Source organism: Kineosporia succinea (assembly GCF_030811555.1).
Taxonomy (GTDB): Bacteria; Actinomycetota; Actinomycetes; order Actinomycetales; family Kineosporiaceae; genus Kineosporia; species Kineosporia succinea.
In genome coordinates this window covers 7,175,592-7,192,506 of the sequence record NZ_JAUSQZ010000001.1, presented here as the reverse complement: position 1 = coordinate 7,192,506, position 16,915 = coordinate 7,175,592, and the positions used below count along the sequence as shown (strand labels likewise).

The 16,915-nt window shown below is 73.0% G+C and carries 17 protein-coding genes; 7 read left to right on the top strand and 10 right to left on the bottom strand.

What is annotated here, in order from left to right; all coding sequences use genetic code 11:
• Positions 1 to 198 precede the first annotated feature (198 nt).
• The 4 genes from J2S57_RS31780 to J2S57_RS31765 all read right to left on the bottom strand — a co-directional run bounded on the left by J2S57_RS31780 (position 199) and on the right by J2S57_RS31765 (position 3,559).
• Positions 199 to 375 carry a hypothetical protein gene (locus J2S57_RS31780; RefSeq protein ID WP_307249688.1) on the bottom strand — a complete coding sequence of 59 codons (177 nt, stop codon included), beginning with the start codon at positions 373 to 375 and terminating at the stop codon, positions 199 to 201.
• Positions 376 to 645: 270 nt separating this feature from the next.
• The gene (locus J2S57_RS31775; protein ID WP_307249687.1) at positions 646 to 1,326 is read right to left on the bottom strand and encodes a calcium-binding protein; all 681 of its coding nucleotides are present in this window, start codon (positions 1,324 to 1,326) and stop codon (positions 646 to 648) included.
• 161 nt (positions 1,327 to 1,487) lie between these two features.
• Positions 1,488 to 2,918, bottom strand: a complete 1,431-nt coding sequence (locus tag J2S57_RS31770) for a glycosyltransferase (protein ID WP_307249686.1) — start codon at positions 2,916 to 2,918, stop codon at positions 1,488 to 1,490.
• On the bottom strand, positions 2,915 to 3,559 hold the full coding sequence (locus J2S57_RS31765) for a TylF/MycF/NovP-related O-methyltransferase (RefSeq protein WP_307249685.1): 645 nt from the start codon (positions 3,557 to 3,559) through the stop codon (positions 2,915 to 2,917). Before J2S57_RS31765 ends, J2S57_RS31770 begins: the two co-directional genes overlap by 4 nt.
• Positions 3,560 to 3,875: 316 nt before the next feature.
• Between J2S57_RS31765 and J2S57_RS31760 the strand changes: the two genes are divergently transcribed.
• From J2S57_RS31760 to J2S57_RS31750, 3 genes are all read left to right on the top strand, one after another.
• On the top strand, positions 3,876 to 4,373 hold the full coding sequence (locus tag J2S57_RS31760) for an HAD domain-containing protein (protein ID WP_307249684.1): 498 nt from the start codon (positions 3,876 to 3,878) through the stop codon (positions 4,371 to 4,373).
• Positions 4,374 to 4,561: 188 nt separating this feature from the next.
• On the top strand, positions 4,562 to 5,869 hold the full coding sequence (locus J2S57_RS31755) for an alpha/beta fold hydrolase (protein WP_307249683.1): 1,308 nt from the start codon (positions 4,562 to 4,564) through the stop codon (positions 5,867 to 5,869).
• Positions 5,870 to 5,926: 57 nt separating this feature from the next.
• Positions 5,927 to 7,312, top strand: a complete 1,386-nt coding sequence (locus J2S57_RS31750; protein ID WP_307249682.1) for an aminopeptidase P family protein — start codon at positions 5,927 to 5,929, stop codon at positions 7,310 to 7,312.
• Here the strand turns inward: J2S57_RS31750 and J2S57_RS31745 are convergent.
• On the bottom strand, positions 7,284 to 8,495 hold the full coding sequence (locus J2S57_RS31745) for a mechanosensitive ion channel family protein (RefSeq protein WP_307249681.1): 1,212 nt from the start codon (positions 8,493 to 8,495) through the stop codon (positions 7,284 to 7,286). The genes J2S57_RS31750 and J2S57_RS31745 overlap by 29 nt on opposite strands.
• Before the next feature lie 132 nt (positions 8,496 to 8,627).
• Positions 8,628 to 9,479 (bottom strand): class I SAM-dependent methyltransferase, encoded by an 852-nt coding sequence (locus tag J2S57_RS31740; protein ID WP_307249680.1) that lies wholly within the window; start codon positions 9,477 to 9,479, stop codon positions 8,628 to 8,630.
• A 192-nt stretch (positions 9,480 to 9,671) separates the two neighbouring features.
• On the opposite strand from J2S57_RS31740, the gene J2S57_RS31735 reads away from it, so the two are divergent.
• Positions 9,672 to 10,451: an SDR family NAD(P)-dependent oxidoreductase gene (locus J2S57_RS31735; RefSeq protein ID WP_307249679.1), complete on the top strand. Its 780-nt coding sequence runs from the start codon at positions 9,672 to 9,674 to the stop codon at positions 10,449 to 10,451.
• Between the two features lie 401 nt (positions 10,452 to 10,852).
• Here the strand turns inward: J2S57_RS31735 and J2S57_RS31730 are convergent, their stop codons facing one another.
• The gene (locus tag J2S57_RS31730; protein ID WP_307249678.1) at positions 10,853 to 11,590 is read right to left on the bottom strand and encodes an SDR family oxidoreductase; all 738 of its coding nucleotides are present in this window, start codon (positions 11,588 to 11,590) and stop codon (positions 10,853 to 10,855) included.
• 130 nt (positions 11,591 to 11,720) lie between these two features.
• Here J2S57_RS31730 and J2S57_RS31725 point away from each other — a divergent pair, with 130 nt between their 5' ends.
• Complete coding sequence (locus J2S57_RS31725; protein ID WP_307249677.1) at positions 11,721 to 12,581, top strand: LysR family transcriptional regulator; 861 nt, start codon at positions 11,721 to 11,723, stop codon at positions 12,579 to 12,581.
• A 157-nt stretch (positions 12,582 to 12,738) separates the two neighbouring features.
• Here J2S57_RS31725 and J2S57_RS31720 read toward each other — a convergent pair whose 3' ends face one another.
• On the bottom strand, positions 12,739 to 12,930 hold the full coding sequence (locus tag J2S57_RS31720) for a hypothetical protein (RefSeq protein WP_307249676.1): 192 nt from the start codon (positions 12,928 to 12,930) through the stop codon (positions 12,739 to 12,741).
• A 163-nt stretch (positions 12,931 to 13,093) separates the two neighbouring features.
• The gene (locus J2S57_RS31715) at positions 13,094 to 13,702 is read right to left on the bottom strand and encodes a YczE/YyaS/YitT family protein (protein WP_307249675.1); all 609 of its coding nucleotides are present in this window, start codon (positions 13,700 to 13,702) and stop codon (positions 13,094 to 13,096) included.
• Between the two features lie 129 nt (positions 13,703 to 13,831).
• Between J2S57_RS31715 and J2S57_RS31710 the strand changes: the two genes are divergently transcribed.
• Together J2S57_RS31710 and J2S57_RS31705 are read left to right on the top strand one after the other, a co-directional pair.
• A complete protein-coding gene (locus tag J2S57_RS31710) occupies positions 13,832 to 15,160 on the top strand; it encodes a GH1 family beta-glucosidase (protein ID WP_307249674.1) in 1,329 nt (442 codons plus the stop codon).
• Positions 15,153 to 16,355 (top strand): MFS transporter, encoded by a 1,203-nt coding sequence (locus J2S57_RS31705; protein ID WP_307249673.1) that lies wholly within the window; start codon positions 15,153 to 15,155, stop codon positions 16,353 to 16,355. The genes J2S57_RS31710 and J2S57_RS31705 overlap by 8 nt, the downstream gene beginning before the upstream one ends.
• A 49-nt stretch (positions 16,356 to 16,404) precedes the next feature.
• Here J2S57_RS31705 and J2S57_RS31700 read toward each other — a convergent pair whose 3' ends face one another.
• A complete protein-coding gene (locus tag J2S57_RS31700) occupies positions 16,405 to 16,866 on the bottom strand; it encodes a MarR family winged helix-turn-helix transcriptional regulator (protein WP_307249672.1) in 462 nt (153 codons plus the stop codon).
• Positions 16,867 to 16,915 lie beyond the last annotated feature (49 nt).

The window sequence follows — 16,915 nt, the reverse complement described above, 5'->3', positions numbered from 1 at the left end:
CCCCGGCCCGGGGCCCGGCCCCGGCAGGGGCTGCGAGGTGGTCCCGGCGCGGTCTGGTTCGGTGAAGTGGGGCTCGCCGCAGCGGGTTTCGGTGGGTGGCACCAGCGCGTCGGCGCGGCGGCCGGCCGGGCCCGGTGGTCTCGGTGAGTGCCGGGCCGGTGGGGCCGGGCGTCTGCGGGGACGTCCGGCCGGTTCGGCTCAGCGAGGGGCCGGGTCGGGAGGGTCGGCGGGGTGCCCGCGTAGGGACCGGGCCCGGATCAGTGTGGGGGCACTGGCGCTCCCGGCCGAGTTCGTGGCCGCTGTCGGCGTCCCGGTGGGGTCGTCCGGGGCGGCGCGGTGGATCGGCTCGGCCCGTGCGGGCGAGGCTGCGTACATGGAGACTCTCCCTTGAGTCCAGTGCCTTATGAAACGTTTCAGGTGCCTGACGGTCAGAGTAGCCGTGAGTCGGCGGCCGTGGCAACGCTTTGCGGAGCCCGAGACGCCGTTCGGTGCAGGTCACGGCCCGGTCTCGTGCGCGCGGGCCGGCCGGGAAGACCGGATTTACCGGGGTGAAGCGATGAAGACGGGGCGGACCGCGCCGGATCACGGACGGGAAAACTCTTGCCCGTGATCGTGCGCGATCCGCCCCGGCGGTGCGGGAACGTCCTATTTCGGCGCGTTGCCCTGGTAGATCTCGTCGTGGCCCGGCCCACCGGTGACGGTGTCGCGGCCACCCTCACCGGCCAGCGCGTCGTCGCCCGAGTTGCCGAGGATCTCGTCGTCGCCCGCCCCGCCCAGGATCGCGTCGTCGCCCCTGCCCCCGAGCAGGTGGTCGCGGCCGGAGCCCCCGAGGATCAGGTCCTCCCCGTCCTCCCCGGCCACGTTGTCGGCACCGGCACCGGCGTCGATCACGTCGTCGCCCTTGCCCCCGAGGACGCTGTCGTCGCCGGAGCCGCCGGTCACGAAGTCGGCGCCCGCCCCGGCCGTGATCAGGTCCTCGCCCTTGCCGCCGTCCACGAAGTCGATGCCCGAGCCCGCGTCGACCACGTCGTCACCGGTGCCGCCGTCGATGATGTCCGAGCCGGCGCCGCCCCGGATCGCGTCGTTGCCCGGCCCGGCGCAGATGATGTCGTCGCCGCCCAGCCCCTCGATCAGGTCGTCGCCGCCGAGCCCGACGATCACGTCCGCCCCCTGGGTGCCCCGGAGCCGGTCGTCGCCCGACGTGCCCACGATCGTCGCCCTCTCACCCTCGCAGCGGGGTGCGGGGGCCGCGTGGGCGGTGCCCGCGAACATCAGCACCCCCAGGGCGGTGGCGGTGCCGGTGGCCAGAATGCGCTTGCTGAGCATGATCTCGTCCTTCCGTCCGGTTGATCGGTACGGAACCAGCCTGTCCTCGCGGGCCCGCCGCCGCGTCCGTCCCCGGACTGGTCCCGCCCGGACGTCCCCTTCACCCTTCGGTAGCAGCGGACTCCCTCTTTCGACGGAACCCGCCGCCCCTCGGGGCGGTCTCAGACGCGCCGGGCGACCACGTCGCGGAGCACGCCCTGCCATTGCTCCAGATACGCGTCCACCGAATGGCCCGCCGCGCTCACCCGTCCGGCCTCGCTCATCCGGGCCACCAGCTGCGGGTCGCGGGCCAGTCGCACCACCCGGTCGGCGAGCGCGTCGGTGTCCCCGGGCGGTACCAGGAATCCGCTCACCCCGTCGGTGATCTGCTCGCGCGGGCCGTAGGCGATGTCGTAGGCGATCACCGGGCAGCCCGCGTCGAGAGCCTCGAGCACCACCAGGGGATACCCCTCGAACCGGCTGGTGAGCAGCATCGCGGTGGCCGAGCGCAGTTCGTCCTTCGCCCGGGGCACGTGCCCGCGCAGCCGCACCGCGGCGCCCAGCCCGAGGCACTCGATCTCCTGCTCGAGTTCGGCGCGACGGCTGCCGTCGCCGTAGACGTCCAGGGTGGCCCCCGGCTCCCGGGTGACGACCGTCGCGAACGCGCGCACCGCGTCCATCGTTCGCTTCTGCCGTTCCAGCCGCCCCACCATCACGAAACGCATGGGCTCGCGCGGTTTCCCGGGGTCGATGGGGGACGTGGTGGTCGTGTCGATCGGGTTCGGCACCACGTGCGTGGTGGAGGAGGGACCGAAGCGGGCCGCGATGTCGTCGCGCTGGCGTTCGGTCAGCGTCACCAGCGCGGCCAGGCGATCGGCGGCCTCGAGCACCGGCAGGTGGGTGGGGTGCACGGGGGAGTCCCAGGTGTAGGGCTCCTGGACGTGGATGTTGTGCACGACGTGGATGAGCCGCACCCGTTTGTGGCCGCTCAGGCCCAGCAGCTGGCGGGTCGCGAAACGGCTGTCGGACAGCACGAACACCGGGACCCGTCGCTGGTCGAACAGCTTCGGCAGCCACCAGCGCCGCAGCGCGCCCGTCCCGGGGAAGCGGCGCAGCACGCGGTTGCAGCGGTCGGCCAGCACGATCCCGTCGGGGCCCTGCCGCAGGTAGACACTGCCGTCGGCGCGGAGGTGGTCGGTGACGACGCGTTCGCCGTCGGCGTCGAGGTGGGTGGTGAGATGCCGGGTGCCGTCGGGGTGCGGGACGTGCTGGACGGTGGAGCCGGTTGTCTCCGGGAGTGTCTCGGCGTCGTCGGCGGCCAGCTCGGGGGGCTCGTTGCGCAGCCACTCGTGCAGGTTGACGACCACCGTGGAGGGCGCGACCAGACCACGCGCCAGCAGCTGACGGCGGATGTGCGGGTAGTCCGGCTGGTCGTCGAACGACACCAGGGTCGGCGCGATGCCCGCGCGCGCGGCGAAGACGCGGCTGCGCAGCAGGAACATGGCCGTCTGGCCGCCGGTGTCGAGGGCCAGGCGGGCGGTGACGGCGAGGTACTGACCGGCCGGGAAGTCGAAGCGGGTGGGGTGCTCGGTGGTGCCGGGGGCCCCGGTCACGGCTTGACCGCCACGCGCCCGCCGCCCGCGCGCCACAGCACGAGCTGGGCGCCGCTCTCGCGCAGCCAGTCGTCGGTGGCCTGGCGGGCGCCCTTCCACCAGCCGTAGTCGTCGAGGACGAGCACCCCGCCGGGAGCCAGACGCGGGTAGAGGTGGTCGAGCTGGTGCCGGGTGGGTGCGTAGTCGTCGGTGTCGATGCGCAGCAGCGCGATCTGCCCGGGGGCGCGCCCGGGAACCGTCTCCTCCAGCGGACCGGGCACGAAGTGCAGGTGCCCGGACGGGTAGGCGACGGCCCCGAAGTCGGCACGGGCCTGGTCGAGGGCGGTATCGAAGAGGTACAGGTCGCGGTCGCGCTCGCCGCCGGCGATCAGGGCGCGGGCCACGGCCTGCATCGAACCGCTTCCCGAGACGCCGCATTCGACCACCGCCCCGGCCACGCCGCGCTCGCGCACGTACCGGGTGGCTGTGACCAGGGCGTGCAGCTTCTCGTTACCGGCGGTGGTGAACGGGCGCACCGCCGTGATGATGTCACGGAGCTCGTCGTCGAAGTCCCGGGGAAAGGGCTTGGGGGCGGTCTTCTTCACCGTGGCCTGGCTGGGGACCCGGGGCCCGGCCGGGCGGGCGATCTCGTATCCCGTCACCCGTCTCAAAAGGCCATTTAACGTTCTCTTCGGGTCCACCTTGCACATTAAACACACAAGTTCGGGCCATTGAACCTGGGACCAAAGTCGTAGTACCACGCTGGTGCCGACCCCCGGCAGCGCCTCGTCAGTACCGCCGCAGCGAGCATCAGGGCTCTGACCGGGGACGATGCCGACGGACCGGCCCGCCGCCCTGCTCGCCGAGCGTGACGCCCCGGAAACCCGTCGTGTACCGAGCGTTTTGGTTGCACGGTCCGGGTGCGCTTGTTCTCACATGATGCCGTCGACCGACCGGGCGGTATGTCAGTATTTCCGCATGCGCGCTCCGGTCTGGCTGCTCGACCTGGACGGCGTGATCAACGGCAGCCGGCCCGGCTGGGGGCGCTCGCCGCGCAGCACCAGCCTCGAGGCGAACGGCTGCGAGTACCGCATCCGGTACGCCCCCGCCCTGATGATCCGTATCCGCACCCTGCACCGGGCCGGGCGGGTCGAGCTGCGCTGGGCCAGCACCTGGGCCGGGCACACCTTCGAGCTCAACGACCTGTTCAGCCTGCCCGGCGTGCCGCCGGCCTTCGCCCTGCCGCACGGTGACGGCACCCCGCGCGAGCAGGTCGGCGAGCTCAAGGTGCACGCCGCCCTCGCGGTCGTGCGTGCGGGCGGGCGGCTGATCTGGACCGACGACGAGGCCATCCCGCCGGCCGGCGCGGTGCGCGAGGAGCTCGAGGCCGCCGGGGCGCTGCTCATCGCCCCCGACGCCACCCGCTGCCTGCGGCCGGACGATCTCGACGTGATCGAGAACTACGCCGTCGGGTAGCCGCGCCCGCCGCCGGTCCGGCCGGTCACGACGGTCAGGCCCGGTCACGCCGGTCCGGCCGGTCACGCCGGTCCGGCCCGGTCACGATGGTCAGGCCGGTCAGGCCCCGGGAGGCGCCCGCCGGGATCGCCCCGGCGAGAGCGCACCCCGGCCACCACGTCCACCGTCGGGGTGAAAAGCTGCACCCCATGAGCGTGGTCGAATACCCCCTGCCGGGCGCCTGGGTGCGCGAGTTCACCGCCGACGTGCCGCTCGACTGGGCGGCACCCGGCGGTGAGCGGATCGAGGTGTTCGTGCGGGAGTTCACCGATCCCGACCGCCGTCACGACGACCTGCCCCTGCTGACGTTCCTGCAGGGCGGGCCCGGAGGCGCGAACCCCCGCCCGGCCGGGGCGAGCACCCCTGGCGGCTGGCTCGACGAGGCACTGCCGCACTACCGGGTCGTGCTCGTCGACCAGCGCGGCACCGGGCGCAGCACCCCGATCGACGGCACCTTCGTGGCGGAGCGGTTCGGCACCGACGGGCGCGCCGCCGCGGACTTCCTGCTGAACTTCCGCGCCGACTCGATCGTGCGCGACCTGGAGCACGTGCGCCGCAATCACTACGACGGCCGGAAGTGGGCCACCCTCGCCCAGAGCTTCGGCGGCTGGATCACGCTCACCTATCTGTCCACCGCCCCCGAGGCCCTCAGTGCCTGCTACGTCTGCGGCGGCATCCCGGGCACCCCGCCCGACCCGGAGGCGGTGTACTCCCGGACCTTCTCGCGGGTCGCGGCGAAGACGGCCGACTTCTACCGTCGCTACCCGCACGACCAGGCCACGGTCGCGGCCATCGCCGACGTGCTGGCCTCCGGCACCGTGAAACTGCCCGACGGATCGCCGCTCTCGGTGCGCCGCTTCCAGACCCTCGGCAACGACCTGGGTTTCGGGCCCGGCCACCTGCGCCTGCACTGGCTGGTCTCCGAGGCCTTCGCCGCCGGCGGCCGGCTGAGCGACGGGTTCCTCGAGGCGGTGCTGTCGCGTACCTCGCAGGCCGGCGGCCCGCTGTTCTGGACGCTGCAGGAGACCATCTACGGCGACGGCGCCAACGGCCCGTTCCGCTGGGCCGCGCAGCGCGAGCGCGACCGGCGACCCGAGTTCGCCGAGGACCGGCGCCCGCTGCTGTTCACCTCGGAGATGGCCTTCCCCTGGCTGTTCGAGGAGATCACCGCGCTGCGGCCGTTCGCCCCGGCGATGGACGCGCTCGCGGAGCAGGAGGTCTGGTCGCCGCTGTACGACCTGCCGAGGCTGGCCGCGAACGAGGTGCCGCTGGCGGCGGCGGTCTACGCGGACGACGTGTTCGTGGACGCCGACCTGTCCCGCGACACGCTGAGCCGGCTGGGTAACGCCCGGGCGTGGGTGACGAACGAGTTCGAGCACGACGGGATCGGGAGTGGACGCACGTTCTCGCGGTTGCGGGAGATGGTGCGGGACCGGGGTGGTGAGCTGAGGCAGTAGCCCCTTGCTACCGTGCGCCGTGAGCCTCGCCGCCGGCTCGGGACGGAGAACCCGCACGTGAGCATCAGCCAGCGCCCCGCCTGGGCCGGAACCAAGCCGCCGCGTCTGTCGGAGCACAGCCCGGGATTCCAGGAGTGGATCGGGCAGGGCTGGGAGTCGCGCGACGTGCCGGCGCCGGTCTCGCCCGAGGCCGCGGCGGCCGCCGCCGAGCACCGGGCCCGCCTGAGCGAGGCGATGCCGGGCGAGACCGTGGTGCTGCGCGCGGGCGACCTGAAGAGCCGCAACGGGGACGCCGACTACGGGTTCCGCGCCGACAGTGACTTCGTCTGGGCCACCGGCTGCCAGGCCGAGGGCGCGGTGCTCGTGATGACGCCCACCGGGCGCGGCCACGACGCCACGCTGTACCTGCCGCCGCCGGCCCGGCCGGGGGAGAAGGACTTCTACGCCAGCGTCGCGCACGGTGAGCTGTGGGTGGGGCCGTCGGCCGGGCTCGACGCCTGGTCGTCCGCGCTCGGCCTGGCGGTCGAGCCGGTGGTGGACCTGGTGGCCCCGGCCGCCTCCGAGGACGTCGCGCGGGTCGTGTCCGACCTGCGGATGATCAAGGACGCGTGGGAGATCGGGCAGCTGCGCGAGGCGATCGCCGCCACCGTGGGCGGTTTCGAGGCGGTGGCGGCCGAGGTTCCGCGCGCGGTCGCCGAGAACCTGGGCGAGCGCTGGCTGCAGGGCACGTTCGACCGGCACGCGCGGACGTTCGGCAACGGGCCGGGCTACGCCACGATCGTGGGCTCCGGCCCGCACGCGCCGATCCTGCACTGGGTGCGCTGCGACGGGCCGGTGCTGCCGCACCAGGCGCTGCTGCTCGACATGGGCGTGGAGGCGAACTCGCTGTACACCGCCGACGTCACCCGCACGATCCCGGTGGCGGGCGGGTTCACCCCGCAGCAGCGGGCCGTGCACGACCTGGTCGAGGCCTCGCACCGCGCCGGCATGGCCGCGGTGCGTCCCGGACTGCCCTGGAGCGAAGCGCATTTCGCGTCGATGGAGGTGCTGGCGCAGGGCCTGTCCGACTGGGGTCTGCTGCCGGTCTCGGTCGACGAGGCCCTCGCCCCCGAGGGCCAGCAGCACCGCCGGTTCATGGTCTGCAGCGTCGGGCACCACCTCGGGCTCGACGTGCACGACTGCGGGGCCTCCTCCGACGAGCGCTACCGCGACGGCGACCTGGAGGCGGGGATGGTGCTGACCGTCGAGCCGGGCCTGTACTTCCACGCCCACGACGCCACCGTGCCGCCGGAACTGCGCGGCATCGGTGTGCGCCTGGAGGACGACCTGCTCGTCACCGCGACCGGGCACGAGGTGCTGTCGGACGCGCTGCCGATCGACGCGGCCGGGCTCGAACGGTGGGCCGCCGCAGCCGCTACAGCTCCTCAGGGCCCGGGACGGTGAACGACGCGGTGAAGCCCGCCGCGTTCAGGTCCAGGTAGAGGCGCCGCCGCAGCACGGCCAGCGCCTGCTGCCGGGACGTGTCGGCGACCCGGGCGGTCACCCGCAGCACCACGTGGTCGTCACCGGCGTTGATCAGCCCGGCCAGGTGGCTGCGGGTCAGCACCGGAACGTCCGCGTCCTCGAGCAGGTCACGCAGGTGCGCGAGGTCGGCCAGGTCCTTCGGGGTGAAGGCCAGGGGCTGGGTGTCGACCAGTTCCGCGGCCGAGGTGGCCGTGGCCAGGGTGGCCAGCGCCTTCTGCGGGGCGCCGGGCACCAGCACCGGAAGGATCTCGGCCAGGGTGCCGGGCATGGCGCCCGACAGCGGGGACGCGGCCGAGGCCAGGTCCCGGTCGAGCCGGTCCAGGCTCATCCGCACCACGCGCTCGGCCGACGCGAGCCGGCCGGCCGCGCTGGTGTCGGGCGAGGCCTCGCCGAATCCGGCGCGGATGTCGAGCGTGAGGTGCGACTGGGCCTGGGTACGGTTGCCCAGCCGGTCGATCTTGCTGTGCCGCACGTGCCAGATCGTGCCGTCACGACCCCGCAGCCGCGTGGTGCGCAGGCCGATCTCCTCGACCGTGCCGGAGGCGCCGAGGGTGGTGTCGATGTAGTCGCCGATGCCGTACGTGTCCTCGCTGAGCACGAACAGCCCGGCGATGATGTCGTTCGCCAGACCGCGGAAACTCACGGCGGCGACCACACCGAGCAGCCCGGCGGTGAACACCCCGGCCCTCGACAGGCCCGTGCCCTGCACGAACAGCAGGACCCCGGTCACGGCCAGGGCGGCCGAGGTGAGGTGCGACAGCAGCGAGGCGATGGCCCGGGCCCGCTGCTTGCGGCGTTCGGTCAGGCCCACGTCCCAGCGGCCGGACGACGTGTGGGTGGCGATCTTGTCGGCGACGCCCTTGATCAGGCGGTGCAGCACCAGACGGGCCAGCAGCAGCACGGCGATCACGACGACCGCCTTGAGAAGCATCTGGAGCACGGAGTCGCCGGCGTCGAGCAGGAGGTGGGTGATGGCTGCGGGGCCGTCCTGCGCGGCGTCCGAGACCTGGGTCCACATCTGTGTGGGAGACGGTGTGGGGAGGGGGTCGGCGTCGGCCGCCGTGTCCGTGAGGATGGACACGACGGGTGTTGCGGGAAGCACGAGGATCCTTTCTCGCCCGGCGACGAACCGGGAAGCAGGTCGGTCATGGACATGGCGCCGTCGCCGTCCACTACTCAACCACAATCCCTGCGCATCTATGCCCGAAATGCGGAAGATGGTGCTGCGTAGGGACTATCGGCTCCGCGCCCGCAGCACGAACGCCGGGGCCGACCAGTAGTCGTGCACCGGCCGCACGTCCACGTCCCGGTACCCGGCGTCGGTGAACTGCTGCGCCCAGCGCTCACCGCTCTGCTCCCAGGTGACGCGCCGCGCACCCGGCCGCAGTTGCCCGGTGAGCACCGGCATGAGGAAGCCCTGCGCCACCAGATCGCGGTCGTCGTCGTACTCGGCCAGGCCTCGTTCGTAGGTCGTGGCCAGGTGGCGCAGGTGCTCGGGCGAGGCGTGCTCGTGGTCGGGCAGGTCGAAGTCGATCACCGCGACCGCGTCGACGTGCGGGCGCAGAAGCTCCAGCACGTGCGACCTTTCCTCGTGCGGCAGCGTGTGCAGCGCGAAGGTGGACTGCGCCAGGTCCCAGTGCTCGTGGGTGGGCAGGCCCTCGAGGAAGGCCTGCACGGTGGTGGGCCAGGTACGGCTGGTGACCTCCTCCGGAAGGCCGCCGACCGCGGTGGTGAGCAACGCGTCCGAAGGCTCGACCAGATCCACCCGGGCCGGCGCATACGCGCGCAGGGCGGGCAGCAGGGCGCGGCCGTTGCCGCAGCCGATGTCGAGAAGGCTCTGGACCCGGGCCTTCTCGCAGATCGCGGCGAGCTCGCGGCTCACCGCCTCGTAGAGCGGCACGTTGCCGCCGCCGTCGATGAAGGCCTCGAACGCTTCGGGAGCCGCATAAACACCTTCCGCATGGTCGGTTTCGAGGAACCGGGCCAGGGCCCGGCCGAGCCGGCCGCCGGACCGTGAGGCCAGCGTCCGGGCGGTGGTCGGGTCGCCCTCGGTCAGGGCGGTCAGGGCTGCGATCTCGTCCGTCACGGGACCAGTATGTCCCGCCCCGGCCGAGCGAGGTCGGCGTCAGGGAGCCTCCGGTCTCACCGGTGCGCCACGTCCGAACCTGGGTGTGACACTCCTGGGAAGACCAGGGCACTGGGTAGGTCACCGGCGGTGGGCGAATCTGGCCGGGTACCCGTCGCGGGTGCCTCATCCGTCCGTGAGGAGACCAGATCCATGAGCAGGACCGCACTCGTCACCGGGGCCACGTCGGGCATCGGCCGGGCCTTCGCCGGGAGACTGGCCGGGCTGGGCTACGACCTCGTCATCGTGGGACGCCGTCAGGAACGCCTCGACGAGTTCGTCCGGGAACACCCGGACGTCCAGGTCCGGGACATCGCCGCGGACCTCTCCACCGACGCGGGCATCGACACGGTCGCCCGGATCTGCGAGGCCGAGCCGATCGACCTGCTGGTCAACAACGCCGGGGTCGCGCACTACATGCCGCTGGCCGAGCTGCCCGCGGCCAAGGCCCGGGAGCTGACCCAGGTCAAGGTCGTGGCCCCGACGATGCTCACCCGCGCCGTGGTGGGCGGGATGCAGGCGCGGGGTGAGGGTGCCGTCATCAATGTGGCCGGCATGATCGCGTTCAGTGGCCCGGCGCCCAGTTCGGTGATGCCGCGCCGGGCCGTGTACGCCGGTGGTCTCGCGTTCGCGGTCGCCTTCTCGCAGACCCTCAGCGCCGAGCTGGAGGGAACCGGGGTGCAGGTGCAGGTGCTGTGCCCGGGCGTCGTCGCCACCGAGTTCCACGAGGTACAGGGCCTGGACCTGAGCGCCGTGCGGCGGATGACGGCCGAGGACGTGGTCACCGCCAGCCTGCGCGGGCTGGAACTGGGCGAGGTCGTCGTGGCGCCCGGCGTGGAGGACGCGGGCCTGCTGGAGGCCGTGTTCGCGGCCGACCAGGCGGCCTTCAACGGCCAGAGCCCGGAGCTGGCCTCCCGCTACCGCACCGCCTGAGGTGAGCTCGCGGTCGTCAATCTGCCTGGGGCCCAGCCTCTTCGGGGGCAGGCCCCGCGGGCGCCAGGCCGTGACGCCGGTCTCCCAGCACGATCTCGCAGACCAGCGCTTCCGTGCGCGGAGAGAAGGGTTCTTCGGTCGTTGACTTCATGCTGACGGACGCTAGGGCAGACGCGCGCGGTCGCCAAGGGATCTTGCCGTTCTGGCAAAGCGGTGGGCGAGCGCTCGCCGGCCGGCTCTTCCCGAGCTGGCCGGCGGCCGCCCGGTGGGTCGTCATCCGCAGTGACACCTTCTGGCCCTGAGCACCGAAAGGCTCCGGGCGCCCGGCCGGCTGCTCGCCGACGGTCGCACAGCGGGTGGTGCACGTCGCTGAGGGCGTCCAGCAGGGCCGGCACGACGGGCTACAACTGCGCCGCGCCCCCGTCCACGGCCAGCTCGAGCCCGGTGTTGTAGGTGGCCTCGAACCCCAGGAACGCCACGGCCCGGGCGATCTCCTCCTCGGTGCCGGTACGCCGCATCGGGTTGCCCTCACGCACCTGCCGCATGAACGCGTCGGCGGCCTCGGCGGGCATCGAACGGTGGATGATGCCGGTGTCGATCGGGCCCGGGCTGATCGCGTTGACCCGCACCCCGCGCGGCAGCAGTTCGGCGGCGAACGTGCGGGCCATCGAGCGGACGGCGGCCTTGCTGGCCGAGTACACGCCGGTGCCGGGCATTCCCATCTCGTCGGCCAGCGACGTGGTCAGCACGATGCCCGACCCCTCGCGCATCAACGGGGCCAGCGCCTGCACGGTGAAGTACACGCCCCGGGTGTTGATCGCGAAGACCTCGTCGTACAGCTCCTCACCGGTCTCGGCGAACGTCGAGGAGCGGGTGACGCCGGCGTTCACGAACAGCAGGTCGAGCGAACCGAACTCGGCCGCGACCCGCTCGGCGAGCGCCTGCCGGTCCGCCGCCGAGGTCATGTCGCTGCGCACGGCGATCGCGCCGATGCTCTCGCCGGCCCGGTCGAGCCCGGCCTGGTCCCGCCCGGTGACCATCACCCGGGCGCCGCCGTCGGTGAGGTACTTCGCCGTGCCCAGCCCGATGCCGCTGCTGCCCCCGGTGATGACGACGTTCTTGCCCGCGAACCTGCTCATGACGGCCTTTCCTGGAACCTGGTGGAAGTGGATGCCCACCACCGTCGTTGTCACCTTCCGGGCACGTCCAATGAATGATCGGAACCGGCCGATACGCACCCCGTATCGGCCCTGGCCAGAGGGATTCGGCATGGCGGAACTGGACCTGGCGCTGGTGGCGGCCTTCGTGGTGCTGGCCCGGCACCGGCACTTCGGGCGGGCCGCCGCCGACCTGCACGTCACGCAGCCCTCGCTCACCCGTCAGATCGCCCGGCTGGAACGCCGCATCGGCACCCCCCTGATCGAGCGGACGAACCGGGGCAACGACCTGACCGAGGCCGGGGCCGTGTTCCTGCCCCGCGCGCAGGCCCTGCTGCGGGACGCCGACGAGGCGGTGAGGGCCGCGCGCGCCGCCGCTCGCCCCGGCCGGCTGGTCGTCGGGCACAGCGAGAACCTGTTCGTCACCGCCGCCGTTCGTGAGCTGGTGCATGCCGACCCGGCCGCCGACGTCACCACGCGGGTCCTGCCCTGCCCCGACAGCCTGCGGGCGCTGCTGGCGCACGAGGTCGACGTGCTGCTGCTCCGCCTGCACACGCCCGTGAGTGACGAGAACCTCAGACTGACAACGCTGTACGAGGAGCAGCCGCTGCTGGTGATCCCGGTCGGGCACCGCTTCGAGGGCAAGGAGTCGATCACTCTCGACGACCTCACCGGCGAGCCCCTCGTGCGTCTGCACGCGTCGGGCCGCACGGGCAACGACATCGTCCGCGAGCGGGTGGGGGCGGCCGGGCCGTCGGCCGCGGCCCTGGGGGACAAGTACGAGCTGGCCGCCTCGGGACGGGGCGCGTTCATCTGCTCGGGTCCCTACGCCACGGGCATCCGCCCCGACCTGACCACGGTGCCGATCGACGGCGTCCCGCCCGGGCGGGTGGTGGTCGCCTCCCGCGGGGGCGACGCGAACGGCCTGGTGACGGCGTTCCACACCGCGGCCCAGAAGCGTCTGGTGGCCTGAGTGCTGGAGGACGACGTGGGGCCTTCGCCGCGCGGCGGACGGGTGGGATCGTCCGGGCTCGATGAACGAGACCGGGAACCTGCGCCGCCTGATGGACGCGGCGCTGACACGGGCCACCGGGGCGTTCCGGCACGTCTCACCGCCGGTCGGACGGGGTTCAGCGGGTGGGGCCGTACCCCTCGGCGGACGTGGGGATCCCGGCCACCGCCAGGATGCGGTCGGCCGTGACCGGTGCGGCCGCGTCGTTGTTCGAGGCCGACCCGCACCCGCTGAGGGTCAGGATGCTGGCCAGGGCCACCGCGGCCACGGCCACGGAGCGGTACTGCGCCGTCGGGAAGCTCTTCGTCATGTGATCAGTGTGGCGACGGCTCATGGGGCGTCTCTGGACGTCGGCTGTGCGCTTGCTGTCCGGCCGGGACCGGCCCGGGACCGGCCCGGGACCGGCCCGGGACCGGCCCGGGACCGGCCCGGAATTGGCTCGGAATTGGCTCGGGACCCGCCCCGAATTGCGGTCAGCGCACCACGATCCGCTCGAACCGCCGGGTGGTCAGGTCGATCGCCGGCCCCAGCACCAGCACCACCAGGATCGTGCCCGGCCCGACGGCCCCACCCAGCAGCCAGCCCACCAGCGCCCCACCGAACTGCAGGACGCTGTAGCTCCACCGGAACGGCAGCGGCGGGTCGTAGGCGAGCGCGGCGGCCTCGGCCGGCCCGGCGCCGGTGCGGCTGCCCAGGTAGCCGGCGACCCCGAACGCCATCACCGGCACGGCCGCCACCAGCAGAGCGATGCGCACCGCGAGCCCGTCCGGCGCCTCGAGCGCGCCCATCAGCGCGGAGACGGTGAGCCCGACCACCACCGGCTGCACCACCGTGCCCAGCCCCGGGCGGGTGCCGCGCAGCCAGGCCAGCGCCACGAAGAGCACCCCCACGCCGATGTTGACCAGCGCGAAGGGCAGGCCCGTGGTCTCGGTCAGGCCGCTGATCAGGGTGGAGTAGCCGTCCGAGCCGAGCGAGGCGAGCAGGAACAACGTCACCCCCGCCCCGAGCACGGCACACGCGACGACCAGATGGACGACTCGGGCCGGGGTGACGGGTGGACGCTGGTCGGTGCTGACGCTCACGGTTCTCATCTGTTCAAGGGGCCTGCGGGGAGCGCTGAAGCATATCCAGTGGCCGGATCGCCCCCCGCATCTGGACAGAACGCCCACCGGCTCGGGAAGATCATCGTTCCCGCGCACCGGGAGACACGCATGAGCGGCATCGAGTCCCTGCCCGCCGGTTTCCTGTTCGGCACCAGCACGGCCGCCTACCAGATCGAGGGCGCGGTGGCGGAAGACGGCCGCGGCCCGAGCATCTGGGACACCTTCACCGCGCAGCCGGGCCGGATCGCCGACGGCAGCAGCGGCGCGGTGGCCTGCGACCACTACCACCGCTGGCCCGCCGACCTCGAGCTGCTGCGGCGCCTGGGCGCTCCCGGCTACCGGTTCTCGATCGCCTGGCCCCGCGTCCAGCCCGACGGCACCGGTCTCAACGCCCGCGGCCTGGACTTCTACGACCGGCTCGTCGACGGCCTGCTCTCGGCCGGCCTGCAGCCGATGGCCACGCTCTACCACTGGGATCTACCGCAGAGGCTCGAGGACGCGGGGGGCTGGCTCCGGCGCGACACGGCCCTGCGCTTCGGGGAGTACGCGTCGGTGGTGGCCGCCCGGCTGGGCGACCGGGTCACCCACTGGTGCCCGGTGAACGAGCCGAACGTCGCGATCCTGCAGGGGTACGCCCAGACCGGGCTGGCCCCCGGCCGCGGTCTGCTGTTCGGCGCCCTGCCCGCCGCGCACCACCTGCTGCTCGCGCACGGCCTGGCCGTCGAGGCCCTGCGGCGCGGCTCACACGGCCGGATCGGCACCGCCACGAACCACTTCCCGGTCTGGCCGGTCACCGCCAGCGAGGCCGACCGGGGCGCGGCCGCCCAGCTCGACCTGTTCTGGAACCGGCTCTTCGCCGACCCCGTGCTGCTCGGGCGCTACCCGCACGGCCTGCTGGCCGACGCGTCCCCCGACGATCTCGCCCTGATCAGCCAGCCCCTCGACTTCTACGGCGTCAACTACTACAACCCGATCGCCGTGCGGGCCCCGGCGCCGGGCTCCCCGCTGCCGTTCGAGTACGCCGACATCACCGGCCACCCGGTCACCGGCTTCGGCTGGCCCGTCGTCCCGGCCGCCCTCACCGACCTGCTCACCGGCCTGAAGGCCCGCTATCCGGCACTGCCGCCCCTGATCGTCACCGAGAACGGCTGCTCCTACCCGGCCGGGCTCGACGACACCGCCCGCGTCGACTACCTCGACGCCCACCTGCGGGCCGTCGCCGAGGCCGTCGGACGGGGAGTGGACGTGCGCGGCTACTACTGCTGGTCACTCCTCGACAACTTCGAGTGGGCCGACGGCTACACGCAGCGCTTCGGCCTCGTCGAAGTCGACTTCGAGACCCTCGAGCGCACCCCGCGCCGCTCGTTCACCTGGTACGCCGAGCAGGTGCGCCGCCACCGCGAGGCCCACCGCCCGCCCCGGGCGAAACGTGACTGACCACCCGGACGTGCCCCGCACCTGGGTCCTCGGCCTGGTCCTGGCCGTCATCGGCCTGTGGTCCGGCCTGTTCGGCCCGATCCAGGTGCTCCTGGCCGAACAGGCCGAGACCCTGGCCCCCGACCACAAGGAGTCCGCGCTCGCCCTCGTCACCGGCGCCGGCGCGGCCGTGTCCACCGTGCTCAACCCGGTCTGGGGTGCCTTCTCCGACCGCACCACCTCCCGGCTCGGGCGCCGTCTGCCCTGGCTGCTCGGCGGCGCCACCGGCGGGACGATCGCCATGCTGATGCTCTCCCGCGCCGGCAGCATCCTCGAGATGGCGCTCGGGTGGGCCCTGGCCCAGGCAGCCCTCAACGCCGTGCTGGCCGCGATCACCGCCACCGTGCCCGACCAGGTGCCCACCTCCCGGCGCGGCGGCGTGGGCGGCGCGCTCGCCGTCGCCCAGACCCTGGGCGTCGTCGGGGGCACCGGCATCGCGGCCGCCACCGGCAGCACCGCCGCCGGATACCTCACGCTGGCAGGCGTTCTCGTCGTGACCACCCTGCCCTACGCGCTCAACTCGAGAGACACCGCGATCGCGCGGCAGGATCGTCCACCCTTCGGCCTCCGACGCCTCTCGCCCCGGCGGCACCCCGACTTCGCCTGGGCCTGGATCACCCGGTTCCTGATGAACCTGGGCAACGCCCTGCTCATCCTGTATCTGCTCTACTACCTGAAGGATTCGGTCGGGCTCGACGTGGAAGCGGCCGACAGCACCGTCTTCGGGCTCACCGCCGTCTACGGCCTCGGCACGGTGCTCACCGCGTTCGCGGGCGGGATCTGGAGCGACCGGGCCGGACGCCGCCGGGTCTTCGTGATCTGGTCGGGCCTGATCACCGCCGCCGCCCTGCTGGTCTTCGCGCTCGCGCCCACCCTGCCCGCGGTCTGGGCGGCCGCGGTCGTGCTCGGCATCGGATTCGGCGCCTACCAGGCCGTGGACTTCGCCCTCGTCACCCAGGTGCTGCCCCGGAAGGCCGACAGCGCAAGGGATCTCGGCGTCCTCAACATCGCCACCGCCCTGCCGCAGGTGCTCGCCCCCGCGCTCGCGGCCGGGGTGCTCGGCCTCGGGTTCGGCTATCGCGGGCTGTACCTGCTGGCGGCCGGGGTGAGCGTGCTCGGGTCGGTGCTCGTGGTGAGAATCCGCTCGGTGCCCTGAACCGGGCGCACCACCACCGATCAGTGAGACCTGTGCCGCGATCGCCCGCTCACCCTGATGACGAGGGCCTGAAGGCCCGCGCCACCGCCTGCATGCCCTGCGCAAGGGCTCGCAGGTCGTCGAGGGCCAGCCCCTCCAGCGTGCTCTCCTCGAACTCGGGACGGGCACTGACCAGGCGGCGCAGCACGTCACGCCCGTGCGGCGTGGCGTGGATGCGGCGCACCCGGCTGTCGGCCGGGTCGACGTCGCGCCGGGCGATGTCCTGCGCCACGAGCCGGTCGATCATCGTGGACATCGACGCCATCGAGACCCCGAAGTGCTCGGCCAGGCCCCGCACGGTCAGGCCGTCGGGCCGGGTGACGAGCACGGTGAGCACCTTGACCTGCTGAAACGTCAGGTCGGAGTCGAGCAGCCGGCGCACCGCGGCGGGCAGGGTCGACGTCTCCATCGCCTCCCGGGCCGCGTCGAGCACCCCCAGCAGACGGGCGCGTTCGCTCTTCTCGCTGGTCACGGGCCCCAGTATGCCGCCCCTGGCAAATACTTAGGGCGATGCTAAGCTT